General features: G+C 70.0%; 16 protein-coding genes. 11 read left to right on the forward strand and 5 right to left on the reverse strand.

The genetic code is table 11. The features are described 5' to 3' along the window. Positions 1–6: 6 nt before the first annotated feature. Together rpsQ and C7H73_RS02725 are read left to right on the forward strand one after the other, a co-directional pair. Positions 7–276, forward strand: coding sequence for a 30S ribosomal protein S17 (rpsQ, locus tag C7H73_RS02720; RefSeq protein ID WP_106845258.1), 270 nt, complete (start codon positions 7–9; stop codon positions 274–276). A 90-nt stretch (positions 277–366) separates the two neighbouring features. Next, positions 367–876 carry a peroxiredoxin gene (locus C7H73_RS02725; RefSeq protein ID WP_106845259.1) on the forward strand — a complete coding sequence of 170 codons (510 nt, stop codon included), beginning with the start codon at positions 367–369 and terminating at the stop codon, positions 874–876. Positions 877–1017: 141 nt separating this feature from the next. Here the strand turns inward: C7H73_RS02725 and C7H73_RS02730 are convergent, their stop codons facing one another. Continuing rightward, positions 1018–1545 (reverse strand): GNAT family N-acetyltransferase, encoded by a 528-nt coding sequence (locus C7H73_RS02730; RefSeq protein ID WP_405124776.1) that lies wholly within the window; start codon positions 1543–1545, stop codon positions 1018–1020. Positions 1546–1821: 276 nt separating this feature from the next. After that, positions 1822–2325 carry a TlpA disulfide reductase family protein gene (locus C7H73_RS02735; RefSeq protein WP_106845260.1) on the reverse strand — a complete coding sequence of 168 codons (504 nt, stop codon included), beginning with the start codon at positions 2323–2325 and terminating at the stop codon, positions 1822–1824. 138 nt (positions 2326–2463) lie between these two features. Between C7H73_RS02735 and C7H73_RS02740 the strand changes: the two genes are divergently transcribed. The 8 genes from C7H73_RS02740 (at position 2464) to C7H73_RS02775 (ending at position 12301) form a co-directional block, all read left to right on the forward strand. Next, positions 2464–2868 (forward strand): PTS sugar transporter subunit IIA, encoded by a 405-nt coding sequence (locus tag C7H73_RS02740; RefSeq protein WP_106845261.1) that lies wholly within the window; start codon positions 2464–2466, stop codon positions 2866–2868. 28 nt (positions 2869–2896) lie between these two features. Beyond that, positions 2897–3166: an HPr family phosphocarrier protein gene (locus C7H73_RS02745; RefSeq protein ID WP_106845262.1), complete on the forward strand. Its 270-nt coding sequence runs from the start codon at positions 2897–2899 to the stop codon at positions 3164–3166. 31 nt (positions 3167–3197) lie between these two features. Then, a complete protein-coding gene (ptsP, locus tag C7H73_RS02750) occupies positions 3198–4949 on the forward strand; it encodes a phosphoenolpyruvate--protein phosphotransferase (protein WP_106845263.1) in 1752 nt (583 codons plus the stop codon). 197 nt (positions 4950–5146) lie between these two features. Next, positions 5147–5479, forward strand: coding sequence for a preprotein translocase subunit YajC (gene yajC, locus C7H73_RS02755; protein ID WP_106845264.1), 333 nt, complete (start codon positions 5147–5149; stop codon positions 5477–5479). Positions 5480–5573: 94 nt separating this feature from the next. Beyond that, positions 5574–7475, forward strand: coding sequence for a protein translocase subunit SecD (gene secD / locus C7H73_RS02760; protein WP_106845265.1), 1902 nt, complete (start codon positions 5574–5576; stop codon positions 7473–7475). 11 nt (positions 7476–7486) lie between these two features. Continuing rightward, positions 7487–8440: a protein translocase subunit SecF gene (secF, locus tag C7H73_RS02765; protein ID WP_106845266.1), complete on the forward strand. Its 954-nt coding sequence runs from the start codon at positions 7487–7489 to the stop codon at positions 8438–8440. A gap of 61 nt (positions 8441–8501) precedes the next feature. Continuing rightward, on the forward strand, positions 8502–10859 hold the full coding sequence (locus C7H73_RS02770) for a DUF1631 family protein (protein ID WP_106845267.1): 2358 nt from the start codon (positions 8502–8504) through the stop codon (positions 10857–10859). 299 nt (positions 10860–11158) lie between these two features. After that, positions 11159–12301 (forward strand): mechanosensitive ion channel family protein, encoded by a 1143-nt coding sequence (locus C7H73_RS02775; RefSeq protein WP_106845268.1) that lies wholly within the window; start codon positions 11159–11161, stop codon positions 12299–12301. A 52-nt stretch (positions 12302–12353) separates the two neighbouring features. Here C7H73_RS02775 and C7H73_RS02780 read toward each other — a convergent pair whose 3' ends face one another. After that, positions 12354–15986: an indolepyruvate ferredoxin oxidoreductase family protein gene (locus tag C7H73_RS02780; RefSeq protein ID WP_106845269.1), complete on the reverse strand. Its 3633-nt coding sequence runs from the start codon at positions 15984–15986 to the stop codon at positions 12354–12356. A 163-nt stretch (positions 15987–16149) separates the two neighbouring features. Between C7H73_RS02780 and C7H73_RS02785 the strand changes: the two genes are divergently transcribed. Next, positions 16150–16632: an Lrp/AsnC family transcriptional regulator gene (locus C7H73_RS02785; protein ID WP_106845270.1), complete on the forward strand. Its 483-nt coding sequence runs from the start codon at positions 16150–16152 to the stop codon at positions 16630–16632. 62 nt (positions 16633–16694) lie between these two features. Here C7H73_RS02785 and C7H73_RS02790 read toward each other — a convergent pair whose 3' ends face one another. Both C7H73_RS02790 and mltA read right to left on the reverse strand, forming a co-directional pair. After that, positions 16695–18710, reverse strand: a complete 2016-nt coding sequence (locus C7H73_RS02790) for a DUF2868 domain-containing protein (protein WP_106845271.1) — start codon at positions 18708–18710, stop codon at positions 16695–16697. Positions 18711–18788: 78 nt separating this feature from the next. Then, entirely contained in the window at positions 18789–19931 is a 1143-nt protein-coding gene (gene mltA, locus C7H73_RS02795; protein ID WP_227001394.1) for a murein transglycosylase A, read from the reverse strand. Between the last annotated feature and the right edge of the window lie 12 nt (positions 19932–19943).

A 19943-nucleotide genomic window follows, 5' to 3' on the forward strand; every position in this document is an offset into this window, starting at 1 on the left:
GCGAACATGACGGAAGCCAAAACATCCCTCAAGCGCAGCCTGGTCGGCAAGGTGGTGAGCGACAAGCGAGCCAAGACCATCACCGTGATGGTCGAGCGCCGCGTCAAGCACCCCATCTACGACAAGATCGTGATCAAGTCGAGCAAGTACCACGCGCACGACGAAAACGGTGACTACAAGATGGGCGATACCGTGGAAATCACGGAAAGCCGCCCGCTGTCCAAGACCAAGAACTGGGTGGCTACCCGCCTGGTGCAAAAGGCCGGTCTGGTCTAAGCCCTTGCGGCTCACGCCGCAGCGCTGCTGAAGGAAACGACCCACAATCGTGGGTCGTTTTTTTTCGTCCCTACTTTTCAGGAGATTCGCATGATCAAGATCGGTGACGCGCTGCCCGCAGCCACGTTGATGGAATACCAGCACGCCGAGGACGGCACCTGCGCCACCAGCGGCCCGCAGCCCGTGAACGTGCAGGAGGCAGCGGCCGGCAAGACCATCGCACTGTTCGCCGTGCCGGGCGCCTTCACGCCCACCTGCTCGGCGCAGCACGTGCCCGGCTTTGTGGAACACGCTGATCAGCTCAAGGCCGCCGGGGTGGACGAGATCTGGTGCCTGTCGGTCAACGACGCCTTTGTCATGGGCGCCTGGGCCAAGGACCAGAAGACCGGTGGCAAGGTGCGCATGCTGGCCGACGGCGACGCCGCCTTTGCCAAGGCCACCGGGCTGACGCTGGACCTGAACGGCAAGGGCCTGGGCCTGCGCAGCAACCGCTACTCCATGCTGGTCAGAGACGGCAAGGTGGCGCAGCTCAACATCGAGGCGCCGGGCAAGTTCGAGGTCAGCGACGCGGCAACCCTGCTGGGCCAGGCCCGGGGCTGAGACGGGCCGCGCTTGCTGCACGCGGGGGCGGGTGACAGAAGACGCCGCGCGGATCGCAAGGTCCGTGCGGCGTTTGCTCATGTATTAATAGCTGCCCGCGCTTGCCTGGCGGGCGCTGGAGGCCAAAAAGGCTTGAATCTTCTAGAAGATGTCGGCCTTGAGATAGTGCGCTCCGGGAACAGGGTTGTGGTAGTAGGGCGGGATTTCCTCGAAGCCCAGCTCGGCGTACAGGGCGCGCGCCGACTCCATGCCGTCCAGCGTGTCCAGCAGCACGCTGGCGTAGCCGGCGCGGCGGGCTGCGTCCAGCGTGGCCTCGGCCAGCTGGCGGCCCAGGCCGAAGCCGCGGAAAGCCTTGCGCACGTACAGGCGCTTCATCTCGCAGGCGTTGGCGTAGTCGGCGGCGTCCAGCGGCCGCAGCGCGCAGCAGCCGGCCAGCGCGCCGTCCACCAGGGCCAGCAGGATGCAGCCGCGCGGCGGCGCGTAGTCGCCAGGCAGCGCAGCCAGCTCGGCCGTGAAATTCTGGAAGGACAGGTCGATGGCCAGGCTGTCCGCGTACTCCTGGAACAGCTCGCGCACGGGTGCCATCTCGTGCGCTTCGGTCGGGTAGAGCAGGGCGATGGAGGGCGACGGGTCCAGCGCGCGGTGCGCATCCTCTGTAGCGGGTCTCATGGGAGCAGTGTATCGGGCGCCAAAACCTGCCGGTGCCCAGCTGCGGCAGCCACCAGGCCGGCGGCGCGCACGGCGCCAGCGCCACCAGCAGCGCACCGGCCGACGGCGCCCTGGGCGGCGCGCGCCGCGCGGGCAGGTGCCGTGGTCATCCCCACACCGGCCGCGCGGCCCAGGCCGTACCCGCCCGGGCCAAGCCCCAGGTGCGGCCGAGGGGCCGACGTCTGCCGAGCACGCCGAGAAACGGGAGGCTAAAGCGCCCCAGCTGCGCGCCGCTGCTCAGGCCTCGGCCAGCAGCCGCTCGATCAGCCGGTGCAGCTCGGGAAAATCCGGCGCGCCCACGTAGCTTTTCACGATTTCGCCGCGCTTGTTGACGATGAAGGTGGTGGGGGTGAGCTTGATGTCGCCCCAGGCCTTGGCCACGGCGCCGGTGTTGTCGATGGCGACCTTGAAGGGCAGCTTGCGCGACTCGGTGAAATTCACCACGTAGCTGGGCGGGTCGTAGCTCATGGCCACGGCCAGGGTCTCGAAGCCGCGGCCCTTGTACTTGTCGTAGGTGGCGACGATGTCGGGCATCTCGGCCACGCAGGTGGTGCAGCTGGTGGCCCAGAAGTTCACCAGGGTGACCTTGCCGCGCAGGTCCTGCGTGGTCTGCTGGCTGCCGTCCAGCAGCACGAAGGTGGATTGCGGCGCCTGGTGCACGTTGGAGTTCAACACCACCGCCGTGCCCACGGCCGCAGCCACCACCAGCGCCCCTGCCACCAGCCAGTTTTTCATCTTCATCGCTTCGCTCTCCGCAGCCGCCGTTGTCGCACCGGCGATTGTGCCGCAGGCACCCAACCCCGCTGGCTGTAAGACCGGCCGCGCTCCGCGCGGTTCCCGGCCGCCCGGGGCGCGCTGGCGATAATGCGCGATCAAGCCATGACTACGCGCCTACTCATCATCGCCCACGAGCCGCTGGCCCACGCCCTGCGGGAATGCGCACTGCACGTGTTCCCCGACTGCGCGAGCGACCTGCAGGCGCTGGACGTGCCGCCCGACGAGCCGCCCGAGGCCACGCTGCTGGCCGCGCGCGCCCTGCGGGCCACGCAGCACGGCGCGCCGCTGCTGGTGATGACCGACGTGGTCGGCGCCACGCCGGCCAACGTGGCGCGGTGCCTGGTGGACGACGTGCACTCGCGCCTGGTGGCCGGCGTCAATTTGCCGATGCTGCTGCGCGCCCTCAGCTACCGCGCCGAGCCGCTGGAGGCGCTGGCCGCGCGCGCGCTGGCCGGCGGCGCGCAGGGCGTGGTGCAGATCGCTGCCGCCGAGGCGGCCCAGCGCTGAGTTTCGCTTTCCCCATCCTGGCCAATCCATGATTCAACAGTCCATCACCATCAGCAACAAGCTGGGCTTGCATGCACGCGCCTCGGCCAAGCTCACCAAGCTGGCCGGCAGCTTTGCCTGCAACGTTTTTCTGAGCCGGGGCGAGCGCCGCGTGAACGCCAAGAGCATCATGGGCGTGATGATGCTGGCCGCCGGGCGGGGCGCGCAGGTGGAGATCGAGACCGACGGCAGCGACGAGCAGCAGGCCATGCAGGCCCTGCTGGAGTTGATCAACGGCAAGTTCGGCGAGGGCGAATAGCGGACACAGCACACGGCACGAGGCCCAGCACATGACGTTTTCCATTCACGGACTGGCCGTCACCCGCGGCATCGCCATCGGGCGCGCCGTGCTGGCCGCGGCCAGCCGCATGGAGGTCGTGCACTACTTCATCGACGCGGACCAGATCGAGGCCGAGCTGGCCCGCGCCCGGCGCGCCCGCGACGCCGTGATCCAGGAACTGCAGCGCCTGCAGGCCGACATGCCGGCCGACGCCCCGCAGGAGCTGGCCGCGCTCTTGGACGTACACATCCTGCTGCTGCAGGACGACGCGCTGGTGGGCGGCGTGCGCCACTGGGTCACCGAGCGCCTGTACAACGCCGAGTGGGCGCTGACCACGCAGCTGGAAGTGCTCAGCCGCCAGTTCGACGAGATGGAGGATGACTACCTGCGCGAGCGCAAGGCCGACCTGGAGCAGGTGGTCGAGCGCATCCTGCGCCACCTGCGCGGTGCGCACGTGGATGGGCCGGCGCGCCTGGCCGCCGCGGCCGGGGGCGGCAGCACCACACCGCTGGTGCTGGTGGCCTATGACCTGTCGCCGGCCGACATGCTGCAGTTCAAGCAAAGCGTGTTCGCCGGCTTCGCGACCGGCGTGGGCGGCAAGACCAGCCACACCGCCATCGTGGCGCGCAGCATGGACATCCCGGCCGTGGTGGGCGCGCGCGGGGTCAGCCAGCTGGTGCGCCAGGACGACTGGGTCATCATCGACGGCGACGCCGGCGTGGTCATCGTGGACCCTTCGCCCATCGTGCTGGACGAGTACCGCTTTCGCCAGCGTCAGGTGCTGCTGGAGCGCGAGCGCCTGGCGCGGCTGCGCCACACGCCGTCCATCACGCTGGATGGCCAGCCGGTGGAGCTGCTGGCCAACATCGAGCAGCCCCAGGACGCGGCCGCCGCGCTGCGCGCCGGCGCCACGGGCGTGGGGCTGTTTCGCACCGAATTCCTGTTCATGGACCGCGGCGGGCGCCTGCCCGGCGAGGAGGCCCAGTACCAGGCCTACCGCGACGCCGTGCAGGGCATGCAGGGCCTGCCGGTGACCATCCGCACGGTGGACGTGGGCGCCGACAAGCCGCTGGACAAGTCGCACCGCGACAGCTCGCTCAACCCGGCGCTGGGCCTGCGCGCCATCCGCTGGAGCCTGGCCGACCCGGCCATGTTCCGCACCCAGCTGCGCGCCATCTTGCGCGCGGCCGTGCATGGCAGGGTGCGGCTGCTGTTTCCGATGCTGGCGCATTTGCCCCAGATCCGCCAGACGCTGGCCCAGGTGCAGCTGGCGCGCGCCGAGCTGGACGCGCGCGGCGCGGCCCACGGGCCGGTGCAGCTGGGCGCCATGATCGAGGTGCCGGCCGCGGCGCTGATGGTGCGCCAGTTCCTGGCGCATTTCGATTTCCTGTCCATCGGCACCAACGACCTGATCCAGTACGCCCTGGCCATCGACCGGGCCGACGAGGCCGTCGCCTCGCTGTACGACCCGCTGCACCCGGCCGTGCTGCGCCTGGTGGCCGATGTGATTGCCGCCGGCGCGCGCGCCGGCAAGCCGGTCAGCGTGTGCGGCGAGATGGCCGGCGACGTGGCCATGACGCGGCTGCTGCTGGGCCTGGGGCTGCGCAGCTTCTCCATGCACCCGGCGCAGGTGCTGGCTGTCAAGCAGGAGGTGCTGCGCGCCGACGCGCGCCAGCTCGCCGGCTGGGCCGCCCAGGTGCTGCAGGCCGACGAGCCCGCCGCCCTAATGGATGCGCCACACGCGCAGTCACATCAATTTTGATAGCTGCCGGCGCTTGACTGGCGGGCGTTTGAGCCGGTTTTTACCTAAAACCCAAACCGGGGAGTGAGCAGGGGCAAACCCCGTCCGCAGGCCACTGGCGGGGCGCCGCATACAATGCCCGGCTGTCTGCTTGCCGGCCCTGGTGCCCGCGCACAGCCACTTTCTCATTTTTCCTGCCGATTTCCGGAGCCTGCCCCGTGCTGATTTCTTCCGCCTTTGCACAGACCGCCCCTGCCGCTGCCGCCGAGGGCGGCATGATGGCCTCGCTCACCGGCATGCTGCCGCTGGTGCTGATGTTCGTGGTGCTGTACTTCATCATGATCCGCCCCCAGATGAAGCGCCAAAAGGAGCACAAGGCCATGATCGAGGCCCTGTCCAAGGGCGACGAGGTGGTCACCTCCGGCGGCCTGCTGGGCCGCGTCACGCGCCTGGGCGAAGGCTCGCTGCACGTGGAGATCGCCAACGGCGTCGAAGTGCAGGTGCAGCGCAGCGCCGTGACCCAGGTCCTGCCCAAGGGCACGGTCAAGTAACCACCACGCTGGCTGAATGCATTGAAGCCATTGCGACGGGGCGTGCCGACCAAGGCCCGCCCCGTCATCCGTTTGTGAGACGAAGAGCGCGATCATGAACCGTTATCCGGTCTGGAAGTACGCGATCCTGGGGATCGCGTTGCTCGTTGGGTTTCTCTATACCCTGCCCAACTTTTTTGGCGAGGCCCCTGCGGTGCAGGTCTCCTCGGCCAAGGCCACCATCAAGGTGGACCCTGCCCTGCAAGAGCGCGTGCAGCAGGTGCTGGCGGCCGCGGGCGTGGCCTCCGACTCCATCGTGCTGGAGGGCACGTCGGTGCGCGCGCGCTTTGATACGCCCGATACCCAGCTCAAGGCCAAGGACGCGCTGGAAAAGGCGCTGATCCCCGACGCCAGCGACCCGTCCTATATCGTCGCCCTGAACCTGGTCTCGCGTTCGCCCGACTGGCTGACAGCGCTGCACGCGCGCCCCATGTACCTGGGCCTGGACCTGCGCGGCGGCGTGCACTTCATGCTGCAGGTGGACATGCAGGCGGCGCTGACCAAGAAGGCCGAGTCGCTGGCCGGCGACCTGCGCAGCAGCCTGCGCGAGAAGAGCGTGCGCCACGGCGGCGTCACCCGCGAAGGCCAGACGGTGCAGGTGCGCCTGCGCGACGAGGCCCAGCTGACGGCCGCGCGCAACCTGATCGCCGACCAGTTCGCCGACCTGCAGGCCACCACTGCCGCCGATGGCGATACCACGGTGCTCACCGCCAGCATCAAGCCCGAGGCCCTGCGCCGCGTGCAGGAGCAGGCGCTCAAGCAGAACATCACCACGCTGCACAACCGCATCAACGAGCTGGGCGTGGCCGAGCCGGTCATCCAGCAGCAGGGCCTGGATCGCATCGTGGTGCAGCTGCCCGGGGTGCAGGACACGGCCAAGGCCAAGGACATCCTGGGCCGCACGGCCACGCTGGAAGTGCGCATGGTCGATGAAGGCACCGAAGCGCGCGCGGCCGAGGCCGGCAGCGGCCCCGTGCCCTTTGGCGACGAGAAATACCTGGACCGCAACGGCCAGGCCGTGATCGTCAAGAAGCAGGTGGTGCTCACGGGCGAGAACCTGACCGATGCCCAGCCGGGCTTTGACAGCCAGACGCAGGAGCCCACCGTGAACCTGACGCTGGACGCCAAGGGCTCGCGCGTGTTCAAGGACGTGACGCGCGAGAGCGTCGGCAAGCGCATGGCGATCATCTTGTTCGAAAAGGGCAAGGGCGAGGTGGTGACGGCCCCGGTGATCAGGAGCGAGATCGGCGGCGGGCGGGTGCAGATCTCCGGGCGCATGACCACTGCAGAGGCCGCCGACACGGCGCTCTTGCTGCGCGCAGGCTCGCTGGCCGCGCCGATGGAGATCATCGAGGAATACACCATCGGCCCCAGCCTGGGCGCCGACAACATCGCCCGCGGCGTGCACAGCGTGGTCTGGGGCATGGTGGCCATCGCGGCGTTCATGTGCGTGTACTACATGCTGTTTGGCGTGTTCTCCACCATCGCACTGTCGGTGAACGTGCTGATGCTGGTGGCCATCTTGTCCATGCTGCAGGCCACGCTGACCCTGCCCGGCATTGCCGCCATGGCGCTGGCATTGGGCGTGGCCATCGACTCCAACGTGCTGATCAACGAACGCATCCGCGAGGAGCTGCGCGCCGGCGTCGCTCCGCAGGCGGCGATCGCCACCGGCTATGAGCGCGCCTGGGCCACCATTCTGGACTCCAACGTGACCACGCTGATTGCCGGCCTGGCCCTGCTGGCCTTCGGCACCGGCCCGGTGCGCGGCTTTGCCGTGGTGCACACCATCGGCATCCTGACCAGCATGTTCTCGGCCGTGTTCTTCTCGCGCGGTCTGGTCAACCTCTGGTATGGCCGCAAGAAGAAACTCAAGAGCGTCTCCATCGGCCAGGTCTGGAAGCCCGAGGACACCTCGCAGCTGCGCTCCGTGGCCGGCCGCGCCAGCAACGACTAAAGGGAAGGATCATGGAGTTTTTCCGCATCAAACGGGACATCCCGTTCATGAAATACGCGTTGCTGCTCAACGCGATTTCCTTCATCACCTTCGCCCTGGCCGTGTTCTTCCTGGTCACGCGCGGACTGCACCTGTCGGTGGAGTTCACGGGCGGCACCGTCATGGAGGTGGCCTACGTCCAGACCGCCGACATTGGCAAGGTGCGCGAGACGGTCTCGGGCCTGGGTTATCCGGATGTGACGGTGCAGAACTTCGGCACCTCGCGCGACGTGATGATCCGCCTGCCGGTGCAAAAGGGCGTGACGTCCGCGCAGCAAAGCGAGCAGGTGCTGGCCGCGCTGAAAGCGCAGGACGACACCGTGGTGCTGCGCCGCACCGAGTTCGTCGGCCCGCAGGTGGGCGAAGAGCTCGTGCACGGGGGCCTGATGGCCCTGGGCATGGTGGTGCTGGGCATCGTCATCTACCTGGCGTTCCGCTTCGAATGGAAGTTCGGCGTGGCGGCCATCATCGCCAACCTGCACGACGTGGTCATCATCCTGGGCTTCTTCGCGTTCTTCCAGTGGGAGTTCTCGCTGTCGGTGCTGGCCGGCGTGCTGGCCGTGCTGGGCTACTCGGTCAACGAGTCGGTGGTGATCTTCGACCGGATCCGCGAGACCTTCCGCAAGTTCAGGAAGCTCAACACGCACGAGGTGATCGACCACGCCATCACCTCCACCATGAGCCGCACCATCATCACCCACGCCTCGACCGAAGCCATGGTGCTGTCCATGTTCTTCTTCGGCGGCCCCAGCCTGCACTATTTCGCCCTGGCGCTGACCATCGGCATCCTGTTCGGCATCTACTCCTCGGTGTTCGTCGCAGCGGCGATCGCCATGTGGCTGGGCGTCAAGCGCGAGGACCTGGTCAAGACCGGCTCCAAGCGCGAAGGCGACCCGGACGACCCGAACGCGGGCGCCATGGTCTGATGCCCCCAGGCGGCCCCAGCGCTTGGCTGGCGGCGCCTGCCAGCCGCTAACATGGCACGTTATGGACTTCGCGTCGCACCCCGCCGCTGCCCGCCGGCTCGCCCAGCTGGCGCGCCAGCATTTCGTGGACGGGCTGTGCGCCGGCCTGCCGGTGGTGGCACAGGCGCTGGGCAGCTTCCTCACGGACCTCATGGGCCAGACCGGCACGCAGCGCGAAATGCAGCTGCACCGCGACGCCTGGCAGGCCTTCCAGGCCAGCCACAAGGACTGGGCCGAGCGCGCTGCCCGCGCCTGGCGCACCGCGCTGGCGCCTGCTGACCCCGCGCCGCCGCCGCGCTCCACCTCCGGGCTGGATGGGCTGTCGCTGCTGGACGATGAGGTGGTGGAAAACAAGATCACCGCCTCGCGCATGGCCCTGCCCGTGCTGGAGCAGGTGGGTGTCAGCTTCGACGCCGTGCGCCAGCGCACGCAGCGCCTGGAAGGCGTGGAGCTGCCCCCCGGCGACCTGCTGCGGCCCGAGTCCTGGTGCCTGTCGCTGGTGGACGCCTGGCAGCAGGCCGGCCTCAAGCGCGAGGTCTTCGCCCTGGTGCTCGACCCGCTGCAGCGCGAACTGGCGGCACTGGCATTGGCGCAGTACCAGGCTGTGGTGAAGTTCTATGACAGCCAGGGTGTGGCCAGCGTCAGCGAGGACCTGCGCGCCCGCGTGCGCCGCCCGGCCACCACGGCAGGCGCCAGCGGCCATGGCCCGCTGGGCGGGCCGCATGCACCGCCCGGCTCGCACCCGGCGCACCTGCAGCAGTCCGCTCACGGCATGCCCGCCGGGCGCCCGATGCCCCTGGCGGCGCGCGGCAGCCACCCGGCGCCGTTTGCCACCGGTGGCATGCCGCTGCCCGCCGGGGTCACCATCCCGGGCCCGCTGATCCGCGCGCGCCAGCGCGCCTATGGAGTGATGGCCCAGGTGCGCCGCCTGCTCACCCAGCCGTCCATGGGCGGCTATGACATGGTCCGGGCGCCGCCGGCGTCGGCCGCCCTGGTGCAGGCGCTGGCAGCACAGCGCGTGCCGCTGGAGAGCTACTACGACAGCCTGACGGCCATGGCCCACCATGCCGGGCCACAGGCCGTGGTGCGGGTGGCCAGCGTGGTGCGCGAGCGCGCCGCCGAGCTGAAGGAAAAGGCCTCCACGGCCAGCGAGAAGGCCATCATCGAAGTGGTGGCGCTGATGTTCCAGAGCATCCTCAGCGAGGAGCGCATTCCCCCGGCCATGCGCGTGTGGTTTGCCCGGCTGCAGGTGCCGGTGCTGCGCGTGGCACTGGCCGAGCCGGAATTCTTTAGCAACATGGCCCACCCCGCGCGCCAGCTCATCGACCGCATGGGCGCCTGCGTGCTGGGTTTTGATGCCAGCAGCATCAACGGCAGCGCCCTGGAGACCGAGGTGCGCCGCATCGTGCAGGTCATCGAGCAATACCCCGAGACTGGCCAGCGCGTGTTCGCCATTGCGCACGAGGAGTTCGAGGCCTTCCTGGCCAAGTTCCTGGCCGAGCGGCAGGGCGGCACCACGGCGCGCATCGTCAGCGTGGCTCAGCAGGTCGAGCAGCGCGAAACGCTGGCCATCCAGTACACCATCGAGCTGCGCACCCTGCTGAAGGACATGCCGGTGCGCGACGAGATCCGCGAGTTCCTGTTCAAGACCTGGGCCGAGGTGCTGGCGGTGTGCGCCGTGCGCCATGGGGTGCAGGATGAGATTACGGCCGGCTGCAAGCGCGCCGCCGCCGACCTGGTGTGGGCGGCCAGCGCCAAGCCCAACCGCGCCGACCGTGCCCAGGTCATCCAGGGCCTGCCGGCGCTGCTGCAGTCGCTGCGCCGCGGGCTGACGCTGCTGGGCGTCACCGGAGCCGAGCAGGATGCGCAGATCAAGCTGCTGACCGACACCTTGTCCGACGCCTTCCTGTCCAAGACCGCCCCCATTCCCCAGGCCCACATCGACGCCATGGCCCGGCGCCTGGCCAACCTGGAGGACTACCTGAGCGACGAGGCGCTGGGCGACATGCCGCTGAGTGCGGAAAATATCGAGCTGCTGCTGGGCATAGACGCCTCCGCCATCCATGTCTTTGCCGACAACGAGGCGCCAGTGCAGCCGGAGATGGTTGCGTGGGCGCAGCAGCTGCCCCTGGGCGCATGGTTCACCCTGGACCACAACGGCGCGTCGGCCCAGGTCCAGTACGTGTGGCACAGCCAGCGCCGCCAGCTGCACCTGTTTGCCGCCGCCGACGGGGCCAGCTACCTGCTGCAGCTGCGCCGCCTGGGCGCCTACCTGCAGGCCGCGCTCATCGTGCCGCAGGAAGAGGAAAGCCTCACCCTGCGCGCCACGCGCGAGGCGCTGACCAAGCTGGACGCCAATCCCGAGCGGCTGCTGAGCTAGGGCCGGTCCCCGCTCCGAGCGCGCAAGAGTGCGGATGCCGATCGGGATGGGCTGCGAAGCGCACACCGCAGCGACAGCCCGTGCGATCGCGGGGATCGGCAACGATGCAGACCCGCACGAGGCCGCGGCTGCACACCCGCGCGCAGAGCGTGCACAGCCGCCAAGGGACATCATCGGCCTGGGCCTACGCCTGCGGCGCGGCGCTTTTTCTACCATGCTCCTGCGCGGCGACCTTCCTACAGGTCGCCGCGTCGTTTTGGACGTTGCAGGAACAAGGAAAGAAAGGAAGCCGTATCGCCATGGAATTTGCACAGGATTGGCCCTGGTTGCATCGTGAGGCCTTCGGGGGCATGTCGGCCGCCAGCGTGCTGCTGGCCGTCGCCGCTGCCATGGGCACCTATCTGCTGCTGACGCTGCTGCTGCGCTGGGCGCAGCGGCGGGCCCGCCGCCACGACGAGGGTGTGGGCAAGCCCGGCGCCAGCGGCCTGCTGGCGCAGCTGCTGGCCGGCACCAGCCATCTGCTGATCGTGCTGGCGGCCGTGCTGGTCGGCCTGGGCCTGCTGGACCTGCCGCAGCGCTGGCACGGCCGCGTGGGCCAGCTGTGGTTCCTGGCGGTGGCGGTACAGATCGGCCTGTGGGGCTCGCGCGCCATCGGCGTGGCGGTGCAGCGCTACCGACAGCATCACGGGTCCACCAGTGCCGGCCAGGCCGGGGCCTCGGCCACGCTCATGTCCTGGGGCTTGCGCACGGTGCTGTGGGTCACGGTGCTGCTGGCCATCCTGTCCAACCTGGGGGTGAACATCACCGCCTTCGTCGCCAGCCTGGGCGTGGGCGGCGTGGCGGTGGCGCTGGCGGTGCAGAACATCCTGGGCGACCTGTTCGCCTCCATGGCGATTGCCGTGGACAAGCCCTTCGAGGTAGGCGACTTCATCGTCGTCAATGGTGTGGCCGGCACGGTGCAGAAGGTGGGCGTGAAGACCACCCGCATCAAGGCGCTCAGCGGCGAGCAGGTGGTGATGGGCAACACCGACCTGCTCAAGCAGACCATCAACAACTACCGCCTCATGCGCGAGCGGCGCATCGTCTTCACCTTCAGCATTGCCCAGGCTACGCCGGTGGACAAGGTGGGGCAGGTCTCCGCCGTGGTGGCCGAAGTCGTCAAGGCGATCCCGAAGGTGCGCTTCGACCGCGCCCACTTCAAGGCCTTTGGCGCCAGCTCGCTGGACTACGAGGTGGTCTATATCGTTCAGGATCCGGACTTCAACCTCTACATGGACATCCAACAGCGCATCAACCTGCAGCTGCTCGAGCGCCTGCGCACCCTGGACGTACAGCTGGCCGTACCGGTCAGCCGCCTGCAGTTCAATGGCCCGCCAGCAGACGTTCCACCGGCCGGCGCTCTGGCGCAGGCTGGCGCGCAAGCCGGCCCCGCACAGGCCTGAAAAAAACGCACGCCCGGAGGGCGTGCGTTTCAGCGCAGGAGGGTGGGCCCGGTCAGGCCGTCACGCGCTGGGGCTCGGCCGGCGCGGCAGCGCCCTGGCGCCAGCGGTCCATCAGCGCGAGCCACTTCTTGCGCGCGGCAGCCAGGTGGCGCTCCTTTACGTGGCCATAGCCGCGGATGTCCTCGGGGATGCGGGCGATCTCCACGGCCAGCGCCAGGCGCTCGGTCGTGAGGCCGGCCAGCAGCTCCTCGATGCAGGCGCGGTATTCCTGGATCAGCGCGCGCTCGGTGCGCCGCTCCTGTGTGCGGCCGAACGGGTCGAGCGCCGTGCCGCGCAGGCCCTTGCATTGGGCCAGCACCGTGAAGGCGCGGCGCATCCAGGGGCCATAGCTCTTCTTGACCAGCTCGCCACGCTCGTTCTTGCCAGCGGTCATCGGCGGCGCCAGGTGATGCACGATCTTGTAATCGCCCTCGAACAGGCCCTCGATGCGTGCTGTGAAGGCCGGGTCGGTGTGCAGGCGCGCCACCTCGTATTCATCCTTGTAGGCCATCAGCTTGAACAAATAGCGCGCCACTGCCTCCGACAGGCGTGCACCGGGGGCGACGCGCGCCTCGGCCGCCTGCACCTTGTCAATGAAGGCGCGGTACTCGGCGGCGTACGCAGCGCTCTGGTAGCCGGTCAGGAACTGGACGCGCTTGTCCAGCATTTCGGCCAGGCCGGGCTTCTTCACGAACTCGATCACCTGCGTGGTGGCCAAGAGGGCCTGCACCTGCTGCGGCTCGTGCGCCAGGCGCCGGCCCCACTCGAAGGCCGCCTGGTTGTTGGCCACCTGCACGCCGTTCAGTTCCATGGCGCGCATCAGCGCGGCGTGGCTCAGCGGCACGCGGCCCTTTTGCCAGGCGTAGCCCAGGATCAGCGGGTTGGTGTAGATGCTGTCGCCCAGCAGTTGCGTGGCCGCGCGTTCCGCGTCGATCACGCCCAGCAGCTCCTGGCCCACGGCCTCGCCGATGGCCGCCTCGCAGCTGCCGACGGGGAACTGCCAGTCCGGGTTGTGCACGAAGGCCGCCGCCGGCGTGCCGCTGGTGTTCAGCGCCACGAAGGTGCGCCCCGGCTGCATGGCGGCCAGGGTGGTCTTGTTGGCCGCCACGATGGGATCGCAGCCGATGATCAGGTCGGCCTTGGCCGTGTCCACCTTGGTGGTGTGGATGGCCTCGGGCCGGTTGGCGATCTGCACATGGCTCCAGGTGGCACCGCCCTTTTGCGCCAGGCCGGCCGCGTCCTGGGTGATGACGCCCTTGCCCTCCAGGTGCGCGGCCATGCCCAGCAGCGAGCCGATGGTGATCACGCCCGTGCCGCCCACGCCGGCCACGATGATGCCCCAGGCCTCTTCGGCCAGCGGCAGCGCCGGTTCGGGAAGAGGCGGCAGGCTCGCCAGGTCGCCCTTCTTTTCCTTCTTGGGTTTCTTGAGCTGCCCGCCCTCGATGGTGACGAAGCTGGGGCAAAAACCCTTGACGCAGGAATAGTCCTTGTTGCAAGTGCTCTGGTTGATGCGGCGCTTGCGGCCGAAATCCGTCTCCACCGGCTCCACCGACAGGCAGTTCGATTGCACCGAGCAGTCGCCGCAGCCCTCGCACACCAGCTCGTTGATGATGACGGTCTTGGCCGGCGTGGCCAGCTTGCCGCGCTTTCTGCGCCGGCGCTTCTCGGTGGCGCAGGTCTGGTCGTAGATCAGGGCCGTGCAGCCCGGGGTGTCGCGCAGCTCGCGCTGGATGCGGTCCAGCTCGTCGCGGTGGAAGACCTCGATGCCGGCGGGCAGGTCGTTCAGCAGCTCGGGCCGGCCTTCGCGGGCGCTGCCGGCCGCGTGCGTGCGGCCGGCGTATTTCTCGGGTTCGTCGGTCACCACCACCAGCTTGGCAATGCCCTCGGCGCGCAGGCTGTGCGCGATCTGCGCCACCGAGTGCCCCTCGGGGCGCTCGCCCACCTGCTGGCCACCGGTCATGGCCACGGCGTCGTTGTAGAGGATCTTGTAGGTGATGTTGGTGCCCGCGGCAATCGACTGGCGGATCGCCAGCAGCCCGCTGTGGAAGTAGGTGCCATCGCCCAGGTTGGCAAAGACGTGCTTGTCCTTGGTGAAGGGCGCCTGGCCGACCCAGGTCACACCTTCGCCGCCCATCTGCGTGAAGGTGCTGGTGGCGCGGTCGGGCATCCAGTTGGCCATGTAGTGGCAGCCGATGCCGGCCACGGCGCGCGAGCCCTCGGGCACGCGGGTGCTGGTGTTGTGCGGGCAGCCGCTGCAAAACCACGGCGTGCGATCACCGGTCTGCAGGGTCTGCGCCGCCAGGCCCTGCTCGCGCGCGTCGATGATCGACAGGCGCTCGTTCATGCGCCGCGCGATGTGCTCGGGCACGCCCAGCTTGGTCAGGCGCTTGGCGATGGCGCGGGCGATCAGGGCCGGCGTCAGGTCCGCCTGCGGACGCAGCAGCCAGTTCTGGCTGGGGTTGGGCATGCCCCACTCGCCGCCGGAATGGTTGTCCGGGGCCTCATCGAACTTGCCCAGCACGTCGGGGCGCACGTCGGCGCGCCAGTTGTACAGCTGCTCCTTGATCTGGTATTCGATGACCTGGCGCTTTTCCTCCACCACCAGGATCTCCTGCAGCCCCTGGGCGAAGTCGCGCGTGATGGACGCTTCCAGCGGCCAGACCACGTTCACCTTGTGCACGCGGATGCCCAGCTCCCGGCAGGTTTCATCATGAAGGCCCAGATCGACCAGCGCCTGGCGCGTGTCGTTGTAGGCCTTGCCGCTGGCGATGATGCCGAAGCGGTCGCGCGCGCCGTTCTCGATCACGTTGTAGTTCAGCTTGTTGGCGCGCACGTACGCCAGCGCCGCGTACCACTTGTGGTTCATCAGGCGCGCCTCCTGCTCCAGGGGCGCGTCGGGCCAGCGGATGTGCAGGCCGCCCGGCGGCATGGCGAAGTCGCCCGGCAGCGCGATCTGCACGCGGCCCGGGTCCACCGAGACGCTGCTGCTGGACTCCACCACCTCCTGGATGGTCTTCATGCCCGACCACAGCCCGGAGAAGCGGCTCATGGCAAAGGCGTGCAGGCCCATGTCCAGGATCTCCTGCACGCTGCTGGGGAAGAACACCGGCAGGCCGCAGGCCTTGAAGATGTGGTCGCTCTGGTGCGCGGCGGTGCTGCTCTTGCTGATGTGGTCGTCGCCGGCCACGGCGATCACGCCGCCGTGGCGGGCCGTGCCAGCCATGTTGGCGTGCTTGAAGACGTCGCCGCTGCGGTCCACGCCCGGGCCCTTGCCGTACCAGATGCCGAAGACGCCGTCGTACTTCTTGCTTTCGGGGTAGATGTCCAGCTGCTGCGTGCCCCACACGGCGGTGGCGGCCAGCTCCTCGTTCACCCCGGGCTGAAAGACCACGTGCTGCTCGGCCAGGTGCTTGCGCGCGGCCCACAGCGCCTGGTCGTAGTTGCCCAGGGGCGAGCCGCGGTAGCCGCTGACGAAGCCCGCGGTGTTCAGGCCCGCGGCCGCATCACGCTGGCGCTGCAGCATGGGCAGGCGCACCAGCGCCTGCGTGCCACTCATGAAGGCGCGGCCTTCCTGCAGGGTGTATTTGTCGTCGAGCGTGACGGTCTCAAGCGCACGCCGCACGTGCTCGGGCAGAGGGGCATTCATGGTGTTTGTCTCCGTGGGTGCCGTGCCTCGGGATGACGGGCACGGTCAAGCGTGGCCGGTTGGCCATGGAATGCAGTGTATGCGCCCAACTCGGATATGTCTTTGCGTTCTTTGCCGTGTTTACCCTGATGTGCGAAAGGATCTTTCCAAAAAGAATCAGAAAATGGAAACTCTTGATCGCTACGACCTCGCCATCCTGCAAGAGCTGCAGAAAGAGGCGCGCCTCACCAACACCGACCTGGCCCAGCGCGTGGGCCTGTCGGCCGCGCCGTGCTGGCGCCGCGTGCGGGCGCTGGAGGAGGCCGGCTACATCCGCGGCTACCGCGCCGAGATCGACCGGCACAAGATCGGCCTGGGCGTGCTGGCTTTCGTGCGGCTGGATGCGGAGCGCAGCCGCGGCGACCTGACGCGCGCCATGGAAGAAGCCATCGCCCGCATCCCCGAGGTGGTCTCGTGCCACTACATCAGCGGCACCGGCACCTTCGAGCTGCAGGTGGTGGCGCGCGATCTGGACAGCTTCTCGCAGTTCGCCCGCACGGTGCTTTTGAACCTGCCCAACGTGAAGGACATGCACACCAGCTTCTCGCTGGGCGAAGTCAAGGCCGGCGGGGCGCTGCCGCTGGCGCACCTGGGCGGCGCGCGCTGACTCTCATTTTGATAGCTGCCGGCGCTTGTTCCATAAGCGCTGGAGCCTGATTTGGCTGCTGTTCAGCTGCCATCCTGCCCGCCGCCTTCAGGCGACAGGCTGCGCTGCAGCACACCCCGCAGCAGGGGCTGCAGCAGCGGCGCCAGCGCAGGGGCGTGGGGCGCTGCCTGCGCCGCCCGCGGCCCGGCCTGCAGGGCCGCCAGCAGCGCCGGCCAGTGCGCCGCGACAGCGCCCGTGACCTCGGCGCGCCAGCGCGGCGCCAGCCGCTCGGCCTGCGCCGGGGCCATGCGGCCCTGGTGGGCGCTGGCCAGGTACAGCAGGCAGGCCATCTCGACCATGTGCTGCAGCAGTTCGTCGCTGTGCTGCCTCTTTTGCAGCGCCCGGCGCAGCCACGCGGCGCTGGCGCCCAGCAGGCCGCCCACCGCCGTGCCGGCGCCCAGCGTCAGGCCGCCCAGGCCCAGGTCCAGCAGGGCGCCGGCCTTGGCACCCGCGGCCGCGCCGGCGGACGAACCCAGCGCGACGAAGGCGCCCTCGCTCCAGCGCCGGCTGCCTTCGCCGCGCGCCGGGGTGGCGGGCGGCCCGGGCGGCGGGGCCGCAGGCCCATGGCCATGCAGCGCCGCCAAGGCAGCGGCCAGCTGCTGCAACCGGGCCGGGTAGCGCTCGGCCTGGGCGGGCTGGCCGGCCAGCGCCGCACCCTCGCGCAGGTGGTCGGCCAGCAGCTGCAGAGCCTGGGCGAAGCGGGCCTCGCTGGCCTGCACCCAGCTGCTGCGCAGGCGCTGCAGGGCGCCTTGCTGGCCGGGCAGCAGCGGCGCCAGGCGGTCGAACAGCGCGGGCTCCAGCACCCAGCTGGCGGCCCAGCGCTCCCAGGGCAGGGCGGGCGATGGCGCGTGCTGCCAGGCGGCGGGGCGCTCGCGCTGGGGCGCGTCGCCCAGGAGCACGGCATCCACCGCCTGGCGGGCGTCGGCCCCTTCAGGCTGCAGCCAGCGCAGGCGGTGGCCGGCCGGCTCGGCCTCGGCGTGGCCCGCCAGCAGCGTCTGCAGCGCCTGCGCCTGCTGCGCGCTCAAGGCCACCAGGCCCAGCAGCACGTCGCGGGGCAGGCGCGCGGCCAGGGCCTGCAGCGCGTCGCCTTGCGGGTCCAGTGCCAGGCGGGCGGCCAGCTGCGCCTGGCGCCAGCGCGCCCAGGCGGCCAGCGCCAGGCGCGGCAGCACGACGACCAGGGCCAGCAGCCCCACATACATCCACACCCAGCGGCTGCCGGCCGCGCCCTCGCCGGCGAAGTTCTGCGTGGCCGCGATCTCCTGCAGCGAAAACGGCTGCAGGCCGAACAGTGCAGTCAGTGGCAGGAACAGCACGCGCGCCAGGGCGTGCATCTGGGCGGCGTCCAAAAAGGTGCTCTCCCAGCCGAACTGGTAGCGCACCACCAGCCCGCGCAGCAGCAGCGACAGGGCGATGCCCGCGGCCCCGGCGGCAGCCGACAGGTGCATCACGCGCGCCGCGCGCCGCGCGAAAAGGGCCGAGGTCTGGGCGAACCAGGGGCCATAGAACTGCGCCGCGATCTGGGCAGCCAGCGCCCGCTGGCCCGGCGCGCCGGCGTGGCGCGGCACCCGGGGCCGCAGCCGCTGGCGCAGCGCCGGCGCCCAGCGGGCCGGCGCCCCGTGGCCGCGCAGGGCCCGCCAGGCCAGCAGCAGGTACATGGCGCCGTTCCAGGCCAGCACCAGCAGCAGCGGCGGCGACAGCAGGTCCACCCGGTGGGCATTGGCGATGCGGTCGGCCGCCAGCCCCAGCAGCAGCGCCAGCGCCGGCAGGCCCCAGGCCAGCCACTGCAGCGCGGCAGAGGGCTGGGCCAGCGCGGCGACGCCGGCGTTGCGCTCGCTGGCACGCTGCACCACGGCGCGGGCCCAGTCGGCCGCCACGTCGGGCGCGGCCACGCGCTGCACGCCGCGCCCGCGCGCCGCGGCAACGGCCTGGCGCAGCGCCTCGTCGCGCTCGGGCTGGGAGACCAGCAGGCCCTGGGCATCGGCGCGCTCGATGGCGCCGGCCAGCAGCACGGTGCGCAGCAGCGGCTCGCTCAGCTGCATGGGGCGCTCCGTGCCACGCGCTTCATATTTGATAGCGGCTGGCGCTTGACCAGCAAGCCTTTGAGGCCGATTTGGCCATTATTTCGGCCACAGCGCCCACAGCCGCAGGTTCTGTTTCAGGCGCCCGGCCACGTCGCCGGCCTGCTCGCCCCAGCCGGTGAAGTAGTCGGCGCGCACGGCGCCGACGATGGCGCTGCCCGTGTCCTGCGCCAGCACCAGGCGCGACAGCTGCGCCGTGGGGCCGCTGGAGGCCAGCCACACGGGCGTGCCGTAGGGGATGCTCAGGCGGTCCACGGCGATGGAGCGCCCGGGGGTCAGCGGCACGCCCTGCGCGCCGCGCGGGCCGAAGGCGGCGTCCAGCGCGTCCAGGGGCTCCTCGCGGAAGAACACGTAGCGCGGGTTGGCCCAGAGCATCTCCTGCACGCGCTGCGGATTGGCCTGCGTCCAGGCGCTGATGCCCGGCCAGGTGGCGTCGCGCACCAAGCCCTGATCCAGCAGCCATCGGCCCACGCTCTTGTAGGGCTGGTCGTTGGTGCCGGCAAAGGCCACGCGCACCAGTCGCGTGCTGCCGTCCGCCTCGCGCACGGCCAGCCGGCCCGAGCCCTGGATGTGCAGCACCAGCGCGGCCACCGGGTCGCGCACCCAGGCAATGGCCCGCCCCGCCAGCTGCGCGCGCGCCTCGGGCAGGGTGTCGATCTGCTGGCGCGTGTACCAGGGCCGGCGCGTGGTCAGGTCTGCCGGCGGGCGGTACAGGGGCACGTCAAAGCCGTTGCCGGGCTGGCGCGCGGCCTCCAGGAAGGGCTCGAAGTAGCCGGTCAGCAGGCCGTCGGAGGTGCCCTCCAGCGACTCGACGCGGTAGGGCTGCAGGCGCTCGACCATCCAGGCGCGCTGCTCCTCGCCGCTGGCGATCGACAGGCGGCGCACGTCGCCGCACAGCGGCACGAAGGCCGGGGCGGGGCGCTCGCAGCTGCGCAGCCAGGCGTTCCAGGCTTCGTGCAGGGCGTCGGCGTCAAAGCCCGGCAGCTCGCTCCAGGCCACCGGTACCCAGCGGCTCTTGTTGGGCGCGGGCTGGCCGGTCAGCGGGCCGGTGGGGGCGGGCGCCGGCGCGGGCGTGGCGGCTGGCGGCGCAGCCGGCAGGGGCGCGCGCGTGGAGCAGGCGGCCACCAGCGCCGCGGCCAGCAGGGGCGCCAGCAGGCGCAGCAGGCGGGACTTCGTCGTCAAGAATTCGGCTCC

This window comes from Pulveribacter suum, from assembly GCF_003013695.1.
GTDB classification, from domain to species: Bacteria; Pseudomonadota; Gammaproteobacteria; order Burkholderiales; family Burkholderiaceae_C; genus Melaminivora; species Melaminivora suum.